22 protein-coding genes are annotated in these 20,271 nt (G+C 73.6%); 9 read left to right on the top strand and 13 right to left on the bottom strand.

Going from position 1 to position 20,271, the window contains the following annotated elements:
• Positions 1–219 precede the first annotated feature (219 nt).
• Positions 220–543, top strand: a complete 324-nt coding sequence (locus GA0115242_RS04520; protein ID WP_093824746.1) for an SCO5918 family protein — start codon at positions 220–222, stop codon at positions 541–543.
• 24 nt (positions 544–567) lie between these two features.
• Here the strand turns inward: GA0115242_RS04520 and GA0115242_RS04515 are convergent, their stop codons facing one another.
• The gene (locus GA0115242_RS04515) at positions 568–1,431 is read right to left on the bottom strand and encodes an LLM class flavin-dependent oxidoreductase (RefSeq protein WP_237548809.1); all 864 of its coding nucleotides are present in this window, start codon (positions 1,429–1,431) and stop codon (positions 568–570) included.
• Between the two features lie 240 nt (positions 1,432–1,671).
• On the opposite strand from GA0115242_RS04515, the gene GA0115242_RS04510 reads away from it, so the two are divergent.
• From GA0115242_RS04510 to GA0115242_RS04490, 4 genes are all read left to right on the top strand, one after another.
• Positions 1,672–2,253, top strand: a complete 582-nt coding sequence (locus tag GA0115242_RS04510; RefSeq protein ID WP_093824742.1) for a TetR/AcrR family transcriptional regulator — start codon at positions 1,672–1,674, stop codon at positions 2,251–2,253.
• Between the two features lie 454 nt (positions 2,254–2,707).
• Positions 2,708–3,448 carry an ABC transporter ATP-binding protein gene (locus tag GA0115242_RS04500; protein WP_093824738.1) on the top strand — a complete coding sequence of 247 codons (741 nt, stop codon included), beginning with the start codon at positions 2,708–2,710 and terminating at the stop codon, positions 3,446–3,448.
• 217 nt (positions 3,449–3,665) lie between these two features.
• Positions 3,666–4,202: an adenylyltransferase/cytidyltransferase family protein gene (locus GA0115242_RS04495; RefSeq protein ID WP_161353000.1), complete on the top strand. Its 537-nt coding sequence runs from the start codon at positions 3,666–3,668 to the stop codon at positions 4,200–4,202.
• Entirely contained in the window at positions 4,199–5,077 is an 879-nt protein-coding gene (locus tag GA0115242_RS04490; RefSeq protein ID WP_093824734.1) for a deoxycytidylate deaminase, read from the top strand. The genes GA0115242_RS04495 and GA0115242_RS04490 overlap by 4 nt, the downstream gene beginning before the upstream one ends.
• Here the strand turns inward: GA0115242_RS04490 and GA0115242_RS04485 are convergent.
• The 3 genes from GA0115242_RS04485 to thyA are packed head-to-tail and all read right to left on the bottom strand — an operon-like array spanning position 5,052 to position 6,936.
• The gene (locus GA0115242_RS04485; protein WP_093824732.1) at positions 5,052–5,519 is read right to left on the bottom strand and encodes an HIT family protein; all 468 of its coding nucleotides are present in this window, start codon (positions 5,517–5,519) and stop codon (positions 5,052–5,054) included. The two genes, GA0115242_RS04490 and GA0115242_RS04485, sit on opposite strands and share 26 nt — an antisense overlap.
• Positions 5,516–6,043 (bottom strand): dihydrofolate reductase, encoded by a 528-nt coding sequence (locus GA0115242_RS04480; protein WP_093824730.1) that lies wholly within the window; start codon positions 6,041–6,043, stop codon positions 5,516–5,518. The genes GA0115242_RS04485 and GA0115242_RS04480 overlap by 4 nt, the downstream gene beginning before the upstream one ends.
• The gene (gene thyA, locus GA0115242_RS04475; protein WP_093824728.1) at positions 6,040–6,936 is read right to left on the bottom strand and encodes a thymidylate synthase; all 897 of its coding nucleotides are present in this window, start codon (positions 6,934–6,936) and stop codon (positions 6,040–6,042) included. The genes GA0115242_RS04480 and thyA overlap by 4 nt, the downstream gene beginning before the upstream one ends.
• A 672-nt stretch (positions 6,937–7,608) precedes the next feature.
• Between thyA and GA0115242_RS04470 the strand changes: the two genes are divergently transcribed.
• Positions 7,609–8,160 carry a universal stress protein gene (locus GA0115242_RS04470; protein ID WP_093824726.1) on the top strand — a complete coding sequence of 184 codons (552 nt, stop codon included), beginning with the start codon at positions 7,609–7,611 and terminating at the stop codon, positions 8,158–8,160.
• Positions 8,161–8,268: 108 nt separating this feature from the next.
• Here GA0115242_RS04470 and GA0115242_RS04465 read toward each other — a convergent pair whose 3' ends face one another.
• From GA0115242_RS04465 to kdpF, 5 genes are all read right to left on the bottom strand, one after another.
• A complete protein-coding gene (locus tag GA0115242_RS04465; protein WP_093824724.1) occupies positions 8,269–8,952 on the bottom strand; it encodes a response regulator in 684 nt (227 codons plus the stop codon).
• Between the two features lie 100 nt (positions 8,953–9,052).
• Positions 9,053–9,712 (bottom strand): potassium-transporting ATPase subunit C, encoded by a 660-nt coding sequence (locus GA0115242_RS04460; RefSeq protein ID WP_093824722.1) that lies wholly within the window; start codon positions 9,710–9,712, stop codon positions 9,053–9,055.
• 5 nt (positions 9,713–9,717) lie between these two features.
• On the bottom strand, positions 9,718–11,817 hold the full coding sequence (gene kdpB, locus GA0115242_RS04455) for a potassium-transporting ATPase subunit KdpB (RefSeq protein ID WP_093824760.1): 2,100 nt from the start codon (positions 11,815–11,817) through the stop codon (positions 9,718–9,720).
• A 29-nt stretch (positions 11,818–11,846) separates the two neighbouring features.
• A complete protein-coding gene (gene kdpA / locus GA0115242_RS04450; RefSeq protein WP_093824720.1) occupies positions 11,847–13,511 on the bottom strand; it encodes a potassium-transporting ATPase subunit KdpA in 1,665 nt (554 codons plus the stop codon).
• A 7-nt stretch (positions 13,512–13,518) separates the two neighbouring features.
• A complete protein-coding gene (kdpF, locus tag GA0115242_RS04445) occupies positions 13,519–13,608 on the bottom strand; it encodes a K(+)-transporting ATPase subunit F (protein WP_016434100.1) in 90 nt (29 codons plus the stop codon).
• Between the two features lie 379 nt (positions 13,609–13,987).
• Here kdpF and GA0115242_RS04440 point away from each other — a divergent pair, with 379 nt between their 5' ends.
• A complete protein-coding gene (locus GA0115242_RS04440; RefSeq protein ID WP_093824717.1) occupies positions 13,988–14,464 on the top strand; it encodes a hypothetical protein in 477 nt (158 codons plus the stop codon).
• A gap of 16 nt (positions 14,465–14,480) precedes the next feature.
• On the opposite strand, the gene GA0115242_RS04435 is transcribed toward GA0115242_RS04440, so the two are convergent.
• The gene (locus tag GA0115242_RS04435) at positions 14,481–14,879 is read right to left on the bottom strand and encodes a luciferase domain-containing protein (RefSeq protein WP_093824714.1); all 399 of its coding nucleotides are present in this window, start codon (positions 14,877–14,879) and stop codon (positions 14,481–14,483) included.
• A 143-nt stretch (positions 14,880–15,022) separates the two neighbouring features.
• Here GA0115242_RS04435 and GA0115242_RS04430 point away from each other — a divergent pair, with 143 nt between their 5' ends.
• Positions 15,023–15,391: a DUF6479 family protein gene (locus GA0115242_RS04430; protein ID WP_093824712.1), complete on the top strand. Its 369-nt coding sequence runs from the start codon at positions 15,023–15,025 to the stop codon at positions 15,389–15,391.
• Positions 15,392–15,532: 141 nt separating this feature from the next.
• On the opposite strand, the gene GA0115242_RS04425 is transcribed toward GA0115242_RS04430, so the two are convergent.
• A complete protein-coding gene (locus GA0115242_RS04425; RefSeq protein ID WP_161352998.1) occupies positions 15,533–16,603 on the bottom strand; it encodes an endonuclease/exonuclease/phosphatase family protein in 1,071 nt (356 codons plus the stop codon).
• A gap of 87 nt (positions 16,604–16,690) precedes the next feature.
• Positions 16,691–17,398: a DUF6445 family protein gene (locus GA0115242_RS04420; RefSeq protein ID WP_093824710.1), complete on the bottom strand. Its 708-nt coding sequence runs from the start codon at positions 17,396–17,398 to the stop codon at positions 16,691–16,693.
• A 284-nt stretch (positions 17,399–17,682) separates the two neighbouring features.
• Between GA0115242_RS04420 and GA0115242_RS04415 the strand changes: the two genes are divergently transcribed.
• The gene (locus tag GA0115242_RS04415; protein WP_093824756.1) at positions 17,683–18,405 is read left to right on the top strand and encodes a DUF4142 domain-containing protein; all 723 of its coding nucleotides are present in this window, start codon (positions 17,683–17,685) and stop codon (positions 18,403–18,405) included.
• 6 nt (positions 18,406–18,411) lie between these two features.
• On the opposite strand, the gene GA0115242_RS04410 is transcribed toward GA0115242_RS04415, so the two are convergent.
• Entirely contained in the window at positions 18,412–20,070 is a 1,659-nt protein-coding gene (locus GA0115242_RS04410) for a glycoside hydrolase family 13 protein (protein WP_093824708.1), read from the bottom strand.
• Positions 20,071–20,271: the final 201 nt, after the last annotated feature.

Below are 20,271 nucleotides of genomic sequence, written 5' to 3'. Positions count from 1 at the left end.
CCCGCGCGGAGCACCCGCTCCCCCGTGGCCACGACGCGCGGCCGGACCCGGTCACCCCGGGACCGGACCGCCGTCCCCGCGGCGGTCCCGGCCGCGCGGACCGGACCCTGCCGCGGGACGTCCCCGACGTCCCGCACCGGCCCGCCGCCGTCGCCGCCGATTCCGGTCGGTCCGTTCCCGCCGGGGCGCGGACCCCTTCCCTCTCCCCTGTGAGGCAACATGCGCTGTGTCATCGCCCGGTACCCGTTCGACCTGACCAAGGAAGGGGTGCAGGCCACGATGTCCGGCGTCACCCCCGAGCCGATCACCGGGTTCTCGGTAACCATCGGCCGCCGCCGCTACCCGGTCATGCAGGTCGGCGAGGCCGTGACCCGCCAGGACCGCCGCGACTTCAGCAGCGGCGAGGTCGTCCGGGCCATGGAGAAGCTGGGCTTCACCTGCCACGCCCGCCCCGAGCCGGAGCCCGCGCCCGACCCGCTCTTCCCGAGCCCCCTGCAGCCGTCCGCGGACGAGCACCAAAGCAGCACCGTCTGGGACAGCTAGAACGCGTCGCGGGCCTTCCCTCGCTCAGCCGGTCGGGGCCCCGGGGTCCTGGCTGGGGCGGATCAGTTCGTCCGCCACCCACCGGGCGACGCCCCGCGGGTACGGCGCGGGCAGGCCGAGGACGACATGGGTGAAACCGGCCGCGGTCGCCGCCGCGATCGCCGCGCGGGCACCGGCGGGGTCCTCGTAGGAGACCCCCAGGTGCATCGAGCGGACGATCGACGCGGGATCGCGGCCGATCCGCGCGCAGTAGCGGTCGAGCAGCGCGCTGCGGGCGACGGCGTCCTCGATGTCGCCGCCCGGGATGTTCCACAGGTCGGCGTGTTCGGCGGCCACCCGCAGGGTCGCCGCCGCGCGTCCGCCGATCAGCAGCGGCGGGTGCGGCCGCTGGACGGGCTTGGGGTTGCCGAACGCCCCGGTCAGCCGGACGTGCCTGCCCTCGAAGTCGAAGGGCGCGGGCTCCGTCCACAGCCGCCGGATGACCGTGCACGCCTCGGCGAGGCTCTCCACGGCGTCCGCGGTGTCCTGGAAGGGCAGGCCGTGCGCCGGGTACTCGCGCCGGGCGGCGGGCGGGTGCGGCCGGGAGCCGACGCCGATGCCGAAGTCGAGCCGTCCGGCGGAGACGACGTCCACCGTGGTGGCGATCTTGGCCAGCACCGCGGGCGGCCGGAACCGGTTGCTGGTCACCAGCAGCCCGAGCCGCAGCCGCCGGGTCTGCGCGGCGAGCGCGGAGAGCAGGGTCCAGCCCTCGAAGGCGGGGCCGTCCGGGTCGCCGCCGATCGGCATGAGGTGGTCGAAGAGCCAGGCGTGCTCGATCTCCGGGACGGTGTCCGCCTCCTGCCAGACCCGCAGGATCGCGTCGTAGCCGACGTTCATGGGCGCCGTCATGATGCCGAAGCTCGTGCGGCGGCGCGGGCCCGCGCCGGGGGTGGGGGCGGGGTCCCGGGCGGGGACCTGGCCGGGGGTGGCGGTCATGGCGGACGTCCTTTCCGTACCGCCGCCGTGGCGGCAGGGGGTGGCTTGGCGGGCGGCGTGCCGCTCTGGCATCATCGTCAAACGGAACCCCGTCCCGTTTGACGATACGGAACGTCGTTCCGCATAGCAAGCGGGGACCGGAGGACCGAGGCCATGAGCGACGACGACCAGCGCGCGCGGCGACCCCGCCGGGCCGACGCCCGGCGCAACGAGGGCGCCCTCCTGGACGCGGCCGCCGCGGTCTTCGTCACGTCGGGCGTGGAGGCCCCGGTCCGGGACATCGCCGCGCGGGCCGGGGTGGGGACGGCGACGATCTACCGCCACTTCCCGACCCGCGCCGACCTGATCATCGCCGTCTACCGGCACCAGGTGGAGGCGTGCGCGGAGGCGGGCCCCGAGCTGCTGGCGAGCTGCCCGACCCCCTACACCGCCCTGGCCCGCTGGATCGACCTGTTCGTGGACTTCCTGGTCACCAAGCACGGGCTCGCCGGGGTGCTCCAGTCGGACGACGCGGGGTTCCAGAACCTGCACGCGTACTTCGTCGACCGTCTGGTGCCGGTGTGCACCCGGCTGCTCGACGCGGCGACCGAGGCCGGTGAGATCCGCACCGGCCTGACCGCGCTGGAGCTGATGCGCGGGGTCGGCAACCTCTGCATCGGCGCCGAGCGGAGCGTCGGCTACGACGCGCGGCGACTGGTGGAGGTCCTGGTGGCGGGCCTACGCCGAACGGACTGACCGACAGGCCGACCGACCAGCGGGCCCGCTTGCCCGCCCGCGTGCCGAGGGGCCCGGCGCTCGTCCCGCCTGCCGGTGTGCGGACCGGACTGCCTGCCGGGCCGCTCCCCCGCGCCCGACGCCACCGGCACCCGCACCTCCCCCACCCGCGCCACCGGCACCGGCACCGGCACCGCCGCCCGGACGTTTCCCTCGGGCGGTGGCAACTTCCGCTCCCCGTACGGCTCTTCGGGCGGTTCGGTGTCGTGGTGCGGTGCGGGCCGGTGCCTGGGGCGGGGCTTCTCCGGGCGTTCCGGGGGTACCGGATGGGCCGCTCGGCGTCGAGATCCGTAGCGTCAGTGTCCGACACACCCAGCGGCCCACCGCAGGAGGAACGCCCCATGGCGAGCACAGGCACCCACGCGCACCGTCCCCGGATCGCCGATCCGGCCGCCCGCGCCACCCAGGGACGCCGATGAACGCCACCGCCCGGGACCGCGACCCCGCCGTCGCCCTGACCGGTGTCGGCCGGGTCTACGCGGGTGGCGTACGGGCCCTGGACGACGTGTCGCTGACCGTCGCACCCGGCACGTTCGTCGCCGTGACGGGCCCGCCGGGCTCCGGCAAGAGCACCCTGATGCACTGCGCGGCCGGGCTCGACACCCCGACGTCGGGCACGGTGCGGATCGGCGGCCGGGAGCTGTGCGGGCTCGGCGAGTCCGAGCGCAGCGAACTGCGGCGCGAGCGGCTGGGGTTCGTGTTCCGCGACCACAGCCTGATCGGGTCCCTGACCGTCGAGGAGAACATCACGCTGCCGCTGCGGCTGTCCGGACGCGGCCCCGACCCCGGATGGCTCGCCACGCTCGTCGAACGCGCGGGTCTGGCCGACCGGTTGGCCGCGCGGCCCGCCGCGCTCACCGGCTGCGAGCAGCAACGCGTCTGCGTGGTGCGGGCGTTGGCGGGGCACCCGGTGGTGGTCTTCGCCGACGAGCCGACCGGCGCGCTCGACCCGGCCGGCGCCGACCGGGTCCTCGGGCTGCTGCGGGACCTCGTCGACGACCTCGGGCAGACGGTGGTGCTGCTCACCGCCGACCCGGTGGCGGCGGCCCGCGCGGACAGGGCCCTGGTGCTGGCCGGGGGCCGGATCGTCGCGTCGGTGGAGTCCCCGTCCGCGTCCGGCCTCGCCGCGCGGCTCGCGGCGCCGGCGGACCGGTGACCCGCCGGGCCCCGGGATCGCGCCCGGTCACCCGCGGGTGCGGCGGGCTCCTCGCACACGGTCACCGGGCGGTCACTTCCGCCCCGCTGTCACCGCCACCACCACCCCTCTCCCGCTACCATCGAGGCGATACCACACCCGGAGCGAGGCCAAGAGGGAAATGACCAGCAAGCTCGGAAAAGCCCGGTGGGCCAATGACTTGATCCACGAAGGATCCATGTACGCCAAGGGTCTCTTCGCTGACGAGTCGAACTTCGACTTGCGGTTCATCGCGGACTACCGGCGCATCACCGAGATCGTGGAGGCGCTGCGGGTCCTCGGGATGCAGGTCGTGCTGACGAGCGGGTCGTTCGACATCATCCACGAGGGTCACTCGATGTACCTGGAGGCCGCCCGCAAGTACGGCGACTTCCTGATCGTCGGGCTGGACAGCGACGAGAAGATCCGCCAGCGCAAGGGCCCCAACCGGCCGGCCGTGCCGGAGATGGAGCGGCTGCGGATGGTCACGCACCAGCGCGGGGTCGGCCTCGTCACCCTGAAGGAGCCCGATCACCCCCGGTGGAGCCTCATCGAGGCGGTCCGCCCGGACGTGCTCGTCGCGACCGCCGACACCTACAGCCCGGAGGAGATCGCCGAGCTGGAGTCGAAGTACTGCACCCGGGTCGAGGTCCTCGACCGGATGGCGACCGTCTCCACCTCCGCGCGGCTGCGCCGCATCCAGCTCGGGCTCAACGACGACCAGGGCACCCGGTGACCAAGCGCACCCTGCTCTACCTGCCCGTCCTGCACTCCGGGTACGAGGCCCTGCTGACCCGGCACGCCGACTCCGACGAGATCCTCGTCCTCGGCACCGGGTTCCACACGCTCTTCCCCAAGCTCGCCAAGGAGATCCGCGCCCTGAGCCCCGAGCGGGCCGCCGCGCACGCCCGGCTCGTGGTGCCCGGCACGCCGGTGGCGGTCGTCGAGCCCGACGGTCTTGCCGCCGCCCTCGACGCGGACGTCGTGGTGGTGCCGGACGAGGAGATCATGCACCGGCTGGTCGAGCTGCCCGGCCTGCCCGACCGCGCCGAGGTGCGCTTCGAGCCGACGTTCCTGCGCTGGGACCGGGAGTGGAGCCGGGCGCGGCGGCCCGCGCGGTTCGACGGGCGGATCTCCCGCGCGGCCCTCGACCGCCGTCTGATGGGGCGCGCGCAGGACGAGGCGCGGCGCAGCTCCGACTGGTGGCGGCAGGTCGGCGCCCTCGCCGCGCGGGACGGGCGGGTGCTGGGGACCGCGTTCAACCACCACCACCCGACCGAGTACGCCCCCTACGTCGACGGCGACCCCCGCAACGACTTCAGCCGGGGGCTGCGGCCCGACCTGTCCACCGCGATCCACGCCGAGGCGTCCCTGGTCGCCCGCGCGGCCCGGGACGGCCTCGGACTGGCGGGCGCCGAGCTGTTCGTCTCCACCTTCCCGTGCCCGGCGTGCGCCCGCTTGGTCGTCGAATCCGGCTTCCGGCGCTGCTACTTCGCGGGCCCGTACGCGATGCTCGACGGCGAGGACGTCCTGCGGGCGGGCGGGGTCGAGACGGTGTGGGTGGACATGGAGCCCGAGGACGCCGTCAGCGGGTCGGCGGGCGGGAGCTGAACTTCATCCTGACCGGGGTGAACTCCCCGTCGGCGTCCGGATCTGCGTCCCCCTCGCCGACCAGGACGTGCAGGTGCAGATGGCGGATCGTGCCGCCGGTGAAGCGGCTGTCGCCGTTGCGGGCGCCGAGGCCGTAGTGGTCGAGGCCGTGGGTGTCCTTCACCCAGGACAGCGCCTCGAAGAGGTCGGCGCGGGCCGGTGCCGTCAGCTCGACCAGGTCGGTGACGTGCTCCTTGGGGATGAGCAGCAGGTGCAACCGGGCCCCGGCGTACGGGAATTCGTTCGGGGTGACGATCCAGTGCGCCGTCTCCCGCACGATCTGCTGCTTCTCGTGGGAGCGGATGACGTCCGGGCAGAAGAGGCAGACCCCGGCGCGGTCCAGCCGTTCCATCTCCGCGCGCTGCTCCTCCGTCCGGCAGTTGCCGAACCAGTAGAGGCTCACGCCCGCTCCGCCCGTTCCAGGACGAGGAAGGAGTGCGCGGGGACGTCGCCCTGTGCGGGGACGTCGGTGCGGGAGACCGGGGTGAAGCCGTCGAGCCAGCCCGCGGGCATCCGGGTGTCGCCCGGCACGGTGAGGTGGACCCGGGTCAGGTAGATCCGGTCGACGGACGCGAGGGCCTGGCGGTACACGGACGCCCCGCCGATCACGAACACCTCGTCGAGCCCGGCCGCCCGCTCCAGGGCGGCGGCGGTGTCGAGGGCCGCCTCGACCGAGGGGGACCAGTGGACCTCGCCCGTCGTCGCCGCGGGGGCCGGGGAGCCGCTGACGACGACGTTGGCGCGGCGGGGCAGCGGGCGGCCGAGGCGGGCGACGATCGACTCGTGGGTGAGGCGGCCCAGGACCACCGCGTGGCCCTGGGTGACCTCCTTGAAGTACCGCAGGTCACCGGGGATGTACCAGGGCAGGTCGCCGTCCGCGCCGATGACGTCGTCCGTGGCGGCCGCGACGATCAGGGACCTGATCATGTCGAGACCGGGATGGAGCCGATGCCCGGGTGGGGCGCGTAGTCGGCGATGTCGAAGTGCTCGCCGCGGAAGCCGTGGATGTCGGTGACCGCGCGCCCGCGCTCGTTCAGGGTGACGGTGGGCAGCCGCAGCGGCTCGCGCTCCAGCATCAGCTTCACGCCGTCGACCTGGTCGGTGTAGACGTGGGCGTCCGAGATGGTGTGGTAGTAGCGGGCGGCCGGGAGGCCGGTGAGGTGCTCCAGCATCAGCAGCAGCGCCGCGTACTGGACCATGTTCGAGGGGACGCCGACCGGGACGTCCCCGGAGCGCTGGAACATGTGCAGGTGCAGGCGGCCCCGGATGACCCGGACGTGGACCCAGCCGTGGCAGGGCGCGATGGTGGTCCTCGGGGTCTTCCCCGCGCCGCGCACCTGGTACTGGGGGATCCACGGGCTGACGAAGTGGGTGCGGTCGGCGGGGAGTTCGCGGATCTGCTCGACCAGGTGGCGGAACTGGTCGAAGCCGCCGCCCTCGGCCGTGGGGAAGTCGTGGAACGCGCCGCCGTAGGAGCCGGGGCCGATGTCGCCCGGCGGCAGCCCGCGCTTGGCGGTCTTGCTCTCGGTCGCCCACGGGCCCCACCAGTCGCAGCCGAACTCGGCGAACTCGGCGAGGGTGGTGGCGCCGTTGATGAAGGCGCAGAGTTCCCCGATCGGCTTGCGCCAGAATCGCGCCATGCTGCGGTCGGTGATGACCGGGAATCCGTTGGCGAGGTCGAAGCTCATCGTCTGCTGCATAAGCGTCAGCGCGTCCGGCCCCTGCCGGGTGGGCACCTGTTCGCCGTGATCGAGGATGTTCTCCAAGATCGTACGGTATTGCGAATCGGGCGTCCGGTCCGCGAACGCAGCATATTCCACGAGGTTTCCTTCCCTGGCCCGCCGCCGCTCCCGGCAGGGCTGCCCGCCATGCTAGCAGCCGGGACTTCCGCACCCGCCCTGACCTGCTGCGCCCTCGGACAGGGCGGAACGGCAATTCCCCGCGCGATCCGGATCGTCCGGTCCGGAGCCCACAGAGGGGCCCATGGAGGAACCCACGGAGCGGGAATTCCCATTTCCCGTACCGATTGCATTCCGGAGGAAATGCGCGGGGAAAAGCGGCAGGAAATCCGGGGTGTTTTCCGGGCCTGTGCGTCCCGCTCCGCCGCCGTGCGGCGCGAACCGCGGCCCGGCCGTGCGGGCGTGCCGCTGCGGGCGCCCGTGCCGACGACGGTTCGTGCGTCGTCGGCGCGGGCGCCGCCTCCGGCGGACCCCGGTCGCGGACGGCGGCCTCCCGACCGGGTCCGTGCCATGGTCGGAGCCCCGGTACGCGGGGAGGCGGCCGGGGCTCGGGACCGATCCTAAGCGCGTCGGCGGCATATGCACCCCGTCCTGTCGGGACGTTGACGCATCTCGTCCAGGCGTGGGCCCGCGATGTCAGGGCAGCGGCAAGAAGTCGCGCCCGGGGTGGCAGCGGAGGGCGTACGGGAGTGTGATGGGGCGAGGTCCGGCCGGAGGTGCGCCGGGCCCCGCAACCGTGACGTGGGGAGCGGCATGGGCAGGGTGCGAGGGGACGGGACGGGCCGGGTGGTGGTCGGGGTGAGCGGCTCGCTGGGCGGGCTCACCGCGCTGAACCGGGCCGCCGAGGAGGCCCGGCGCAGACGGGCGGAGCTGTGGGCGGTGCTGGCCTGGGAGGCGCCGGGCGGTGACGGCCCGACGAGCCGGGCGGCCGTCCCCGAACCGCTGCTGCGGGAGTGGCGGGCGCTGGCCGAGGGGCGGCTGCTGGCCGTCCTCGCGGAGGCCTTCCCGACGGCGGACGGCCCCGGGGTGCCGCTCTCGGCGGTCACCTCGCGCGGCTCGGCGGGCCGGGCGCTGGTCGAACTCGCCTGCGGGGAAGGGGACCTGCTGGTGGTGGGCACCGGGCGGCGGGGGCGGCTGCGCCGGATGTGCGCGCCGTCGGTGGCCCGCTACTGCCTGGCCCACGCCACCTGTCCGGTCCTCGCGGTGCCGCCGTCGCCGCTGGCCGCCGAGGTGTCCGCCCTGCGCGGCCCCGGCGGCGGCCGACGCCTCCGCGCCGAGATGCGGCGACTGGGCGACGGGCGGTGACGAGGCCGGACGACGGGCGGTGACGAGGTGGCCCGGCGGTGAGACCAGGTGGCCCGGCGGTGACCAGGCCGGGCGGCAGGTGGTGTGGCGGGTCGGCTTCGCCTCGGGTCATGCCTCGAAGCGGTAGCCCATGCCCGCCTCGGTGATCAGGTAGCGCGGCCTCGACGGGTCCGCCTCCAGCTTCCTGCGCAACTGCGCCATGTAGACGCGCAGATAGTTCGTCTTGCTGCTCTGCGAGACGCCCCACACCTCCTGGAGCAACTGCCGCTGGGTGACGAGCTGTCCGGGGTGGGTGACCAGGATCTCCAGGAGCTGCCACTCGGTCGGGGTCAGGCGCACGTCGTGGCCGTCGCGGACCAGCCGTTTCGCCAGCAGGTCGATGGTGAAGCCGGCCGTCTCGACCCGGGTCGTCGCGGGCGGCACCGGCTGCTGCTCGGTGCGCCGGACGGCGGCCCGCAGCCGGGCGAGGAGTTCGTTCATGCTGAACGGCTTGGTGACGAAATCGTCGGCGCCCGCGTCGAGCGCGGCCACCTTCTCCTCGGACGTCTGCCGGGCCGACAGGACCAGGATCGGCACCCGGGTCCAGTCGCGCAGTTCCCGGATGACGGACACCCCGTCCATGTCGGGCAGCCCGAGGTCCAGGAGCACGACGTCGGGCCTGCGGTCGGCGGCGAGGCGGAGCGCGGTGGCGCCGTCGGGCGCCGAGTCGACGCCGTACCGGCGGGCCTGGAGGTTGATCACGAGGGCCCGTACCAGTTGCGGGTCGTCCTCCACCACGAGCACCCGGGTCATGGGCGTGCCTTTCGTGTCGTCACCCTTCGGGGGAGGGGGAGGGGGCCCGCGGCGGTCGCCGCCGCGGGCCCTTCTCCCCCTCTGCCGTCCCAGTGTCCCGTCAGTGGGACGCCGTCAACGCCCGCAGGGCGATGTTGAGTTCGAGGACGTTGACCCGGGGCTCGCCCATGAAGCCGAGGGTACGGCCCTCGGTGTGCCGCTCGACCAGCCGCGCGACCCGGGCGGCGGGCAGGCCGTTGCGCGCGGCGACCCGGTCGACCTGGAGCCGCGCGTACGCGGGGGAGATGTCCGGGTCGAGCCCCGAGCCGGAGGAGGTGACGGCGTCGGCCGGGACCTGGTCGGGGTGGCCGGGGACCGAGTTGTCCCTGACGACGGCCGCCCTGGCCGCCTCGACCTGCCGGATCAGCACCGGATTGTCGGCGGCGAGGTTGGTCGCGCCGGAGACCAGCAGCCGGTACCGCGTGTTGACGGTGTTGGCGCCCAGGCCGTTCGCCGGGCGGCCCTGGAACCAGCGCAGGTCGGCGTCCGGCGTCCGCTGCCCCTTCTCCAGCGGCAGCAGGTAGGACTGCCCGATCAGGGACGAGCCGACGACCCGGCCGTCCGCGGTGATCTGCGAGCCGTCGGCCTTCGAGCGGAACGCCGTCTGCGCGATGCCGGTGACGAGCAGCGGGTAGGCGACGCCGGTCACCAGGGTCAGCACGAGCAGGGCGCGCAGTCCCGCGCCGAGCAGCCGGGCCGTGAGGGATACCGCGTTGTTCATGGCGATCAGCCGATTCCGGGGATGAGGGAGATGAGCAGGTCGATGATCTTGATGCCGACGAAGGGGGCGACCAGGCCGCCGAGGCCGTAGATCGCGAGGTTGCGGCGGAGCATCCGGTCGGCGCTCATCGGCCGGTACCGCACGCCCCGCAGGGAGAGCGGCACCAGCGCGACGATGATCAGCGCGTTGAAGACGACCGCGGAGAGGATCGCGGAGTCGGGCGAGGAGAGGGCCATGATGTTCAGCCGCCCCAGGCCCGGGTAGACCGCCGCGAAGAGCGCCGGGATGATCGCGAAGTACTTCGCGACGTCGTTGGCGATCGAGAACGTCGTCAACGCGCCCCGGGTGATGAGCAGTTGCTTGCCGATCTCGACGATCTCGATGAGCTTCGTCGGGTTGGAGTCGAGGTCGACCATGTTGCCGGCCTCCTTCGCGGCCGACGTGCCGGTGTTCATCGCGACGCCGACGTCCGCCTGGGCGAGCGCCGGGGCGTCGTTGGTGCCGTCGCCGGTCATCGCGACCAGCTTGCCGCCCGCCTGCTCCCGCTGGATGAGGGCCATCTTGTCCTCGGGGGTGGCCTCGGCGAGGAAGTCGTCCACCCCGGCCTCGTCGGCGATCGCCTTCGCGGTGCGCGGGTTGTCGCCGGTGATCATGACGGTCCTGATGCCCATCCGGCGCAGTTCGGCGAACCGTTCCCGCATGCCGTCCTTGACGACGTCCTTGAGGTGGATGACGCCCAGCACGCGCGCGCCGCGCTCGTCCTCGACGGCCACCAGGAGCGGGGTGCCGCCGGACTCGGAGATGGTCCGCACGGCGTCCTCGGCGTCCTCGGCGACCTCGCCGCCGCGCTCGCGCACCCAGGCGACGACCGACCCGGCGGCGCCCTTGCGGATGCTGCGCCCGTCGACGTCGACGCCGGACATCCGGGTCTGCGCGGTGAACGCGACCCACTCGGCGCCGACGATCTCGCCCTGGTGGCGTTCGCGCAGCCCGTACCCGCCCTTGGCGAGGACGACGACGGAGCGGCCCTCGGGGGTCTCGTCGGCCAGCGACGAGAGCTGGGCCGCGTCGGCGACCTCGGCCTCGGTGGTGCCGCGCACCGGGACGAACGCGGCGGCCTGCCGGTTGCCGAGGGTGATGGTGCCGGTCTTGTCGAGCAGCAGCGTGGAGACGTCGCCCGCGGCCTCGACCGCGCGGCCCGACATGGCGAGCACGTTGCGCTGCACCAGCCGGTCCATGCCCGCGATGCCGATGGCCGACAGCAGGGCGCCGATGGTGGTCGGGATCAGGCAGACCAGCAGCGCCACCAGCACCGTCATGGTCAGCCGGGTGCCCGCCCAGGCGGCGAACGGCGGCAGCGTGGCGCAGGCCAGCAGGAAGACCAGGGTGAGGGCGGCCAGCAGGATGTTGAGGGCGATCTCGTTGGGCGTCTTCTGCCGGGCGGCGCCCTCCACCAGGCCGATCATGCGGTCGATGAAGGTCTCGCCTGGGCGCGTGGTGATCCGGACGACGACCCGGTCGGAGAGCACCCTGGTGCCGCCGGTGACGGCCGAGCGGTCGCCGCCCGACTCCCGGATGACCGGCGCGGACTCGCCCGTGATCGCGGACTCGTCGACCGAGGCGACGCCCTCGACGACGTCGCCGTCGCCCGGGATGACGTCCCCGGCCTCGCAGACCACCAGGTCGCCGATGCCGAGCGCGGTGCCGGGCACCTGCTCCTCGCGGCCGTTCGTCAGGCGGCGGGCGACCGTGTCCGTCTTGGCCCTGCGGAGGGTCTCGGCCTGCGCCTTGCCGCGGCCCTCGGCGACGGCCTCGGCGAGGTTGGCGAAGACCACGGTCAGCCAGAGCCAGGCGCTGATCGCCCAGCCGAACCAGTCGCCCGGGTCCGTGCAGGCGAAGACGGTGGTCAGCAGCGACCCCACCCACACCACGAACATCACGGGCGACCTGACCATCACCCGCGGGTCGAGCTTGCGGACGGCCTGCGGCAGCGCGGCCAGCAACTGCCCGGCGTCGAAGTGTCCGGCGCCGACCCGGCTCTCGTCGGGCCGGTGACCGGTGGGCAGGTCGCTGTGCGGGGCCCGGGTCGGGGTGGGGGTGGACATCTCGCTCTCTCGGTTCTCGTTGCGGGCGGTCATGACGCCAGCCCCTCGGCCAGCGGTCCGAGCGCCAGGGCCGGGAAGTACGTCAGGCCGACGATGATCAGGATCGCGCCGAGCAGCAGCCCGGCGAAGAGGGGCTTGTCGGTGCGCAGGGTGCCCGCGGTGACCGGGACGGGCTGCTGCCCGGCGAGCGAACCGGCCAGGGCGAGGACGAACACCATCGGCAGGAACCGGCCGAGGAGCATCGCGAGCGCCGTCGTCGTGTTGTACCAGTCGGTGTTGGCGTCGAGTCCGGCGAAGGCGGAGCCGTTGTTGTTCGCGGCGGACGTGAACGCGTACAGGACCTCGGAGAAGCCGTGCTCGCCCGGGTTGAGCATCGAGTGCGGCGGGGTCGGCAGGGCCATCGAGAGGGCCGTGAAGACCAGCACCAGGGCCGGGGTGACCAGGATGTAGAGGGCGGCCAGCTTGATCTCCCGGGCGCCGATCTTCTTGCCCAGGTACTCCGGGGTGCGGCCGACCATCAGACCCGCGATGAACACCGCGATGACCGCCAGGATCAGCATCCCGTAGAGGCCGGAGCCGGTGCCGCCCGGCGCGATCTCGCCGAGCATCATCGACAGCAGGGTGATGCCGCCGCCGAAGCCGGTGTACGAGGAGTGGAAGGAGTCGACCGCGCCGGTCGAGGTCAGGGTCGTCGAGACCGCGAAGATCGAGGAGGCGCCGACGCCGAAGCGCAGCTCCTTGCCCTCCAGGGAGGCGCCCGCGATGCGCAGCGCGCCCTCGTGGTGGGCGAACTCGGTCCACATCATCAGGGCGACGAAGCCGACCCAGATGGCGGCCATCGTCGCGAGGATCGCCCAGCCCTGCCGGACCGAGCCGACCATCACGCCGAAGGTGCGGGTCAGCGCGAACGGGATGACCAGGATCAGGAAGATCTCGAAGAGGTTGGAGAAGGGCGTCGGGTTCTCGAAGGGGTGGGCGGAGTTGGCGTTGAAGTAGCCGCCGCCGTTGGTGCCCAGCTCCTTGATGGCCTCCTGGGAGGCGACCGCGCCGCCGTTCCACTGCTGCGGGGCGCCGAGGAACTGGCCGACCTCGTGGATCCCGGCGAAGTTCTGCAGGACGCCGCAGGCGACGAGGACGAGCGCGGCGACGAACGCCAGCGGCAGCAGCACCCGGACGGTGCCGCGCACCAGGTCGGCCCAGAAGTTGCCGAGGTCACCGGTGCGGGTGCGGGCGAGGCCGCGCACCAGGGCCATCGCGACGGCGATGCCGACGGCCGCCGAGACGAAGTTCTGCACGGCGAGGCCGCCGGTCTGCACGAGCGGGCCCATGGCCTGCTCACCGGCGTACGACTGCCAGTTGGTGTTCGTCACGAAGGAGACGGCCGTGTTGAACGCCTGCGCGGGCTCGATCGAGGAGAAGCCGAGCGACCCGGGCAGCACGCCCTGGAGCCGCTGGAGCAGGTAGAGGAAGAGGACGCCGGCGAGGGAGAAGCCGAGGACCGCGCGGAGATAGGCGGGCCAGCGCATCCGGGTGTCGGGGTCGGCGCCGATGCCCTTGTAGATCCACTTCTCGACCCGCAGATGCCGGTCGGAGGTGTAGACCCGGGCCATGTAGGTGCCGAGGGGGACGTAGACGAGTGCGAGCGCCGCCGTCAGGGCGAGCAGTTGGAGCACTCCGGCGAGGACGGGACCCATCTCCGGTTCAGAACCTCTCCGGGAAGATCAGGGCGAGGACGAGGTAACCCAACAGGGCGACGGCCACGACGAGGCCGACGATGTTCTCGGCGGTCACAGCTTGGTCACCCCCTTGGCGACGAGGGCCACCAGCGCGAAGACCGCGAGGGTGACGACGACGAAGGCCAGATCGGCCATCGCTGACTCCTGGATGAGGTGCGGAACGGGAACGGCTCGGACTGTTCGAGGAGAACCCGGGTTCGAACGGTCCCGCTCCGCGTTGACGCCTCTCTTACGGCGCGTGCCACCGCCTTGACGCGACCCTGACGTGACCGGGCCCCGTCCCCCGGCGGGTCGCGCGGTCCGGGCGGTCGCGGCGGGGCCGCGCGGACCGGTCGCGCCCGGTACCGCCGAACGGGCGGCGCTGACGGGACCCTGACGTCAGGGTCCCGTCAGCGCGGGCTCCGCCCCGGCCCGGGGCGCCTAGCGTCGGGAACGTGCGATGCCGTGACCGCCGCTGGCGGAGCCAGGCGAGGGCCGGGGCGGGGTGCGCGCTGCTGTTCCTGGCGCTGCCCCAGCTCCTCGACCGGGCCGCGGGCACCCTGACCCTGCCCAGGGCCCTGCTCTGGGCGGCCCTGTCCGCGGTCCTCCTCGCGGTCCTGGTGCCGCCCCGGATCCGGCTGGCGGCGGGCCGCCTCACCGTGCGCGGCGCCTGGCGGGAGCGGACGGTGCGCGCGGACGCGCTGGTGTCGGTGCGCCAGCAGGAGGGCGTCTCGGCCCACCTGGTCCTCTACGACGCGGACGGCCACCACGTCCAGCTCGACCCGAGGGCGCTGGCCGCGTCCCCGTTCCTGCGGCACGAGCTGGAGACGTCGGTCCACCGCTCCCAGCGCGCGGGCACGCTCCGCGAGGGCGGGCGGCTGATCGCCCGTCTGGCGCGGGAGGCGGACGCGGAGGCGCTGCGCGGGATGTGAGCGCGCCCCGCCGGTCTCACACCTCGGCCCGGTGGTCGCGCGGCAGCACGGTGACCCGGTGGAAGTTGCACGTCGCGGTGGGGACGGGACCGGTCGGCGGGGGAGCGCTCTGGTGGGCCTTGAGGGCGACGCTGACCAGGCTGAGCAGCAGGTCGACGTCGGTGGCGCAGTCGAGGTGGACGGTGACCCAGCGGGAGCCGGGGACCATGCGCAGCGCGGTCGAACCGGCGATGTCGTGGCGCAGGCGGGCGATGGCCTGGCCGGTGAGGTGGAGGTCGACGTCCCGGGCGGAGTGGAAGTGGACGATCTCGTCGCGGGTGGAGCGCAGGGCGGGGCCGGTCCCGCAGGCGGCGGGGCAGGGGGTGAGGTCGGGCCAGGTCGCCAGCTGCTGAAGGGCTGTCTCGGCCGGTGTCATGCCCTCATGGTGGGCCGCTCACCGGCTGTCCACCAGGGATTGCGCGATACGTAACCCGGAGGAGACCCGGCGCGCGCGTGGTGAACGCGGGTTCACCACGACCTCCAGGTACGCATCTCATCACATTGCGGGATAATAGGGACATGAGTAACGCAACGTATGTCCTGGCGGCTGGGTCGAACGGCTGGCTCAACGTGACCGTCGCGTTTGTCGGTGGCCTGATCATCGCGGGTGCGCTGATCTGGGCCGTGCAGTTCGGTATGCGGGTGCGGGACCGGGAGTCGCCGCGTCCCCGCCCCGACGAGCAGCCCCACCTCCCGGACACCGGAGCGGTGTACGAGACGCGGGAGATGCGGGAGCCGGACGAGATGCCCGTCACCACGGGCCGGGAGCGGCTGACGCCGCACGAGATCCATCACACGGGCAGCAGGACGGGCGCGGACCAGAGCCGCAAGCGCTGGCTGCCCGGCTCCAGCGGCTCCTTCGGCAGCGGCGGCCTCGGCCGCCGCTGACCGGCCGGGACTGCCCGCGGGACGGCTCGCCCGTCCCGTATGGAGCGGTCGCCGCACGGGACGGGCCCCACGGATCGGTCCGGCGGAACACGGACGGTCCGTGGGGCCCGTGCGTCTGGGGGCTCCCCGCGGCCGCCCGGGTCAGTCGAGGGCGACCCTGGCGAGGACCGGCAGGTGGTCGCCCGACGGGACGCGCAGGGTGCCGATCCGGGGGACGGTCGCCGCGCGGGCCATGACCTGGTCGATGCGCACCAGCGGGAAGGCCCGGGGGAAGCTGAGGGCGAAACCGCGCTCCGGCACGTTCAGCAGGGCGGTCAGCGGGGCCAGGCCGCGGTCCTGGACGGTGCCGTTGAGATCGCCCAGCAGGATCACCCGCCGCACCGGCTCGGCGGCCACCTCCCGCGCCAGCCGGGCCGCGCTCTCGTCGCGCCGGGCGGACGCCAGACCGCGCGGGGTGACCCGGACCGACGGCAGGTGCGCCACGTGCACGGCGACCTCGCCGCGGGGTGTGGCGGCCACCGCGCGCAGGCCGCGGTTCCAGTCGTCGCCGAACGACTCCGGCCTGATGTCCGTCTGCCGGTCGCCGGAGAGCGGGTACCGCGACCAGAGGCCGACGGTGCCGTGGACCACGTGGTACGGGAGGCGGGGGGCGAGGGCCCGCTCGTAGGCCGCGCGGGACCCGGGGACCAGCTCCTCCAGGGCGACCAGGTCGGGGTCGGCGGCGGCCAGGGCGCGCGCGGTGCCCTCCGGGTCGGCGTTGTCGTCGCTGACGTTGAGCTGCACGACGACCAGTTCGCGGGGTCCAGGGGCGGTGCCGGGCAGCAGCAGTTCGCCGAAGACCCACGCCCAGGCCACCGCGGGCAGCACCAGCGCGGCCAGCGCCAGGGGCGCCCGGCGCAGCAGCGCGAGGGCGAGCAGGAGGAGCACCGGCGGGCCGAGCCAGGGCAGGAACGACTCCAGCAGGCTGCCGATCCGGCCGGGCGTCTGCGGGACCTGCCGGTGCAGGAGGAGCAGGGCGGCGATCAGCACGGCGAGCGCGGCGAGCACCCGGCCCCGCCGCCAGGAGAGCGGCCCGGCCGGACGCCACCAGCGCGGCCGGGCGCCGTCCGCGCTCCCGCCGCCGGTCCCCCGCGCGACCCCTCCCCCGGTTCCGGTCCCGGTCCCGATTCCGCTGCCGGTGCCGCTGCCGTCCGGTGGTGTCCGCTCCGCCATGGTGGTCCCCCCGCTCGTCCCGTCCCGTCCGAGGTGAGGACGAACGGGCGGAGCGATCAGTTCAGCCGCCGCTCCGGAGGGACCCGCTCACCCCGCCATCCAGAAGAACACGGCGGTCATCCGCTTGTCCTCCATCGTGCTGCCGCAGTAACCGGTCGCGCTGTGCACGAGGTTGGCGTGGTAGAGGAGCAGCCGGTTGTGCCGGTGCGGGACGCGCACGTCCTCCTCGAAGGCGTCCGGGGCGACGAACCGGGTGCCGAGCGCCTCGACGAGGTTGGTGTGCGGGGCCCGCACGGTGTTGCCGCCGAGCCTGCCGCCGGGCAGGGACTGGCGGTAGAAGCTGGTGCCGCAGTCCTTCGGCACGGCCGGGTTCAGGTAGAGGACGGCCGCGTACCGGCACAGGGAACGCGAGTCGGTGTGCGGGCGCGGCTCGCTCTCGCCCGCGCCGACCACCTGGACGCAGTTGTGGTTGAGGGTGCCGCCGCCCGGCGCCCGCTGCACCCACAGGTCCTTCGCGCCGGTGGCGGCGCGCACCAGCCGTTCCACACGGGCGAGTTCACCGGCGTCGAGGCCGGGCATGGTGCGCAGCCCCGGCCAGGTCTCGGCGGTGTACGGGTAGCCCTCGACCCAGTCGTCCCTGGCCAGGCAGCGTTCCCGTACGGCGTCCGCGTCGGGCAGGACGTCGTCCAGGACCCAGTAGTCGCGTCCCTGGGTGGGCTTGCGGTAGGGCAGCACCGGCAGGCTCGCGCGCGGTGGCGCCCCGGCGGTCCGGCGCGGGGGGAGGTGTGGGGGCATGGGCCGAATCTAGGTCGGGTCCCTGTCACGACTCTCCCGCGAACACGTCCGGAATCACCCGGGAGTTGGTCAACACTCGGCCAACGCGGCCGGTGCCGGGCACCTCCCCGCGCGGGTCCGGAGGAGACGTGGATCACATCCGGTGGATTTTGCCGAATCGACAGAGTCGTAACGGCCCGCCGTCCGTACTGCTCTGCGTTCGACCCTCGTCGCACTTCGGCGGGGCCCACGATCGGGCAGGAGGCACGGTGCGCTTTTCGCGGAACGCGGTGGGAACTCTCTTCGTGGGCGGCGCCCTGACGTTGACCCTCAGCGCCCTCGCCTACCCCTCGATGCTGGGGGTGACCAAGGTGTCGACCGCGCAGGACCGGGTCATCGCCAACACCCAGTGGGGCCCGCTGACCGAGCAGGACCGGGACTTCGTGGTCAAGGTGCGGGCGGCCGGGCTCTGGGAGTACCCGCTCGGCAAGATCGGGCTGGAGAAGGGCACGAGCAAGGCGGTCATCACCGCCTCGGAGCACCTCGTCGACGGACACGCGGCGCTCGACACGAGCTGCCGCAAGATCGCGCCGATGCTGAACATCACCCTGCCCAACCTCGCCAGCCCGCAGCAGCAGGGGTTCGTCACCCAGCTGACCGCGGAGAGCGGCGAGCGGTTCGACACCGACTTCGCCAACATCCTGCGGGTCACCCACGGTTCGATCTTCAACACGATCGCGAAGATCCGCTCCACCACCAAGAACAGCCTGGTGCGGGCCCTCGCCGACCAGGCCAACAACACGGTCCTCGACCACATCACGGTGATGGAGAAGACCGGCCTGGTCGACTTCGACACCGCCCTGTTCACCCAGACCACACCGCCCAAGCTGCCGCAGAGCGACCTCACCCCGCCGCCGCCCGCCCCGGGCCAGCCCGAGGTGGTCCTCACCCCGCCGCCGAACGCCACCTCCACGCCGGTCGACCTCGGCGGCGGAGCACCGGTGAACCCCGACCCGACGGTGGGCTAGGGGAGTTCAGGCCAGCCAGACGGTGGTGTCGGGGGCCAGCCCGCCGTCCTCCGTCAGCGGGGCGCTGCTCAGCAGCGCCTCCCCGGGCGGGAGCCGGACCGGTGACCGGGACAGGTTGGTGACGCACCGCCAGCCGTCCGAGCGGGTGAAGTGCAGCACGCCGTCCGGGGCGTCCGGCGCCCAGGTCAGGGTCTCGCCCTGGAGCAGCTTGCGGCGCAGCTTCAGGGCGGCCCGGTACAGCTCCAGGGTGGAGCCCTCGGCGCCGTCCTGGGCGGCGACCGCGTACCGCGCGAACCACGCGGGCTGCGGCAGCCACGCGCCGCCCGCGCCGAAGCCGTACGAGGGTCCGTCCGGCGTCCACGGCAGCGGCACCCGGCAGCCGTCCCTGCCCTTGCTGGTGCGGCCCGTCTGCTCCCACACCGGGTCCTGGAGCGCCTCCGTGGGCAGGTCGGCGACCTCGGGCAGGCCGAGTTCCTCGCCCTGGTACAGGTAGGAGGAGCCGGGCAGGGCCAGCATCAGGAGGGTCGCCGCGCGCGCCCTGCGCAGCCCGGCTTCCGGGTCGACGGGGGGCGCGGTGCCGCCGGAGAGCAGCCAGGCGCCGGGGTCGGTGCCGGGCGGCAGCGTCAGCCGGGAGGCGTGCCGCACCACGTCGTGGTTGGAGAGCACCCAGGTGGCCGACGCCCCCGCGGTGCGGGCGGTCTCCAGGGACTCGGTGATGACCGCGCGCAGGTCGGTGGCGTCCCAGCCCGCTTGCAGGTACTCGAAGTTGAAGGCCTGGCCGAGTTCGTCGGGGCGGGCGTACAGGGCCCGCCTCGCCCCGGGCACCCACGCCTCGGCGACCGCCGTGCGGGGCGGGGTGTAGGAGTCGAAGACCGTCCGCCAGTCCCGGTAGATCGCGTGCACCTCGTCGCGGTCGTAGAAGGGGTGGGTGCCGGGCGGGAGGGTGAGCAGGGCGCTCTCGTGGCTCGCCTCCGGGTCGCCGAGGTCGCGCAGGGGCTCGGCCAGGTCCTTGACCAGGGCGTGCGCGACGTCCACCCGGAAGCCGTCCACGCCCCGGTCGGACCAGAACCGCAGGGTGGTGCGGAAGTCGGCGCGGACCTCGTCGTGGTCCCAGTTGAGGTCCGGCTGCTCGGGGGTGAACAGGTGCAGGTACCACTGCCCGTCCGGGACCCGGCGCCAGGCGCTGCCGCCGAAGACGGACTGCCAGTCGGTGGGCGGGAGTTCACCGGCGTCGCCGCGTCCGTCGCGGAAGACGTAGCGGTCCCTGGCGGCGGAGCCGGGCCCGGCGGCGAGCGCCTCGCGGAACCAGGGGTGGCGGTGGGAGGTGTGGTTGGGGACCAGGTCGACGATCACCTTCAGGCCGAGGCGGTGCGCCTCGGCGGCCATCGCGTCGAAGTCGTCGAGGGTGCCCAGGCGCGGGTCGACGTCCCGGTGGTCGGCGACGTCGTAGCCGCCGTCGGCGAGTTCCGAGGGGTAGAAGGGGCTGAGCCACAGGGCGTCGACGCCGAGCGCGGCCAGGTGGCCGAGGCGTTCGGTGACGCCCCCGAGGTCGCCGAGGCCGTCCCCGTCGGCGTCGGCGAAGCTGCGCGGATAGACCTGGTAGACGACGGCCTGCCGCCACCAGTCGGGGTCCTTGGACGAGAGGTCGGGCTTCGGGTCGGTCACGTGCTCCCCTTGTCGGCGGCGAACGGATCAGCGGAGGACTCGTCGGTTGCCCGGTGCGGGCCCGGCACCCGGATCGGCGGGGGACCCGGCGCAGAGATTCCTGTCCACATCGTCCGGCGCGGAACCCGTCCCGGGGCGGAGCAACCCGTTCCCGATGTGGTGGAAATGTGATGACTTGTTGAACTCCCTTGATATCACCGC

The organism is Streptomyces sp. SolWspMP-5a-2 (assembly GCF_900091845.1).
In the GTDB taxonomy this organism is placed as follows: domain Bacteria; phylum Actinomycetota; class Actinomycetes; order Streptomycetales; family Streptomycetaceae; genus Streptomyces; species Streptomyces doudnae.
The sequence above is the reverse complement of the archived record's forward strand: the minus strand, read 5'-3'. Positions and strand labels throughout refer to the sequence as shown.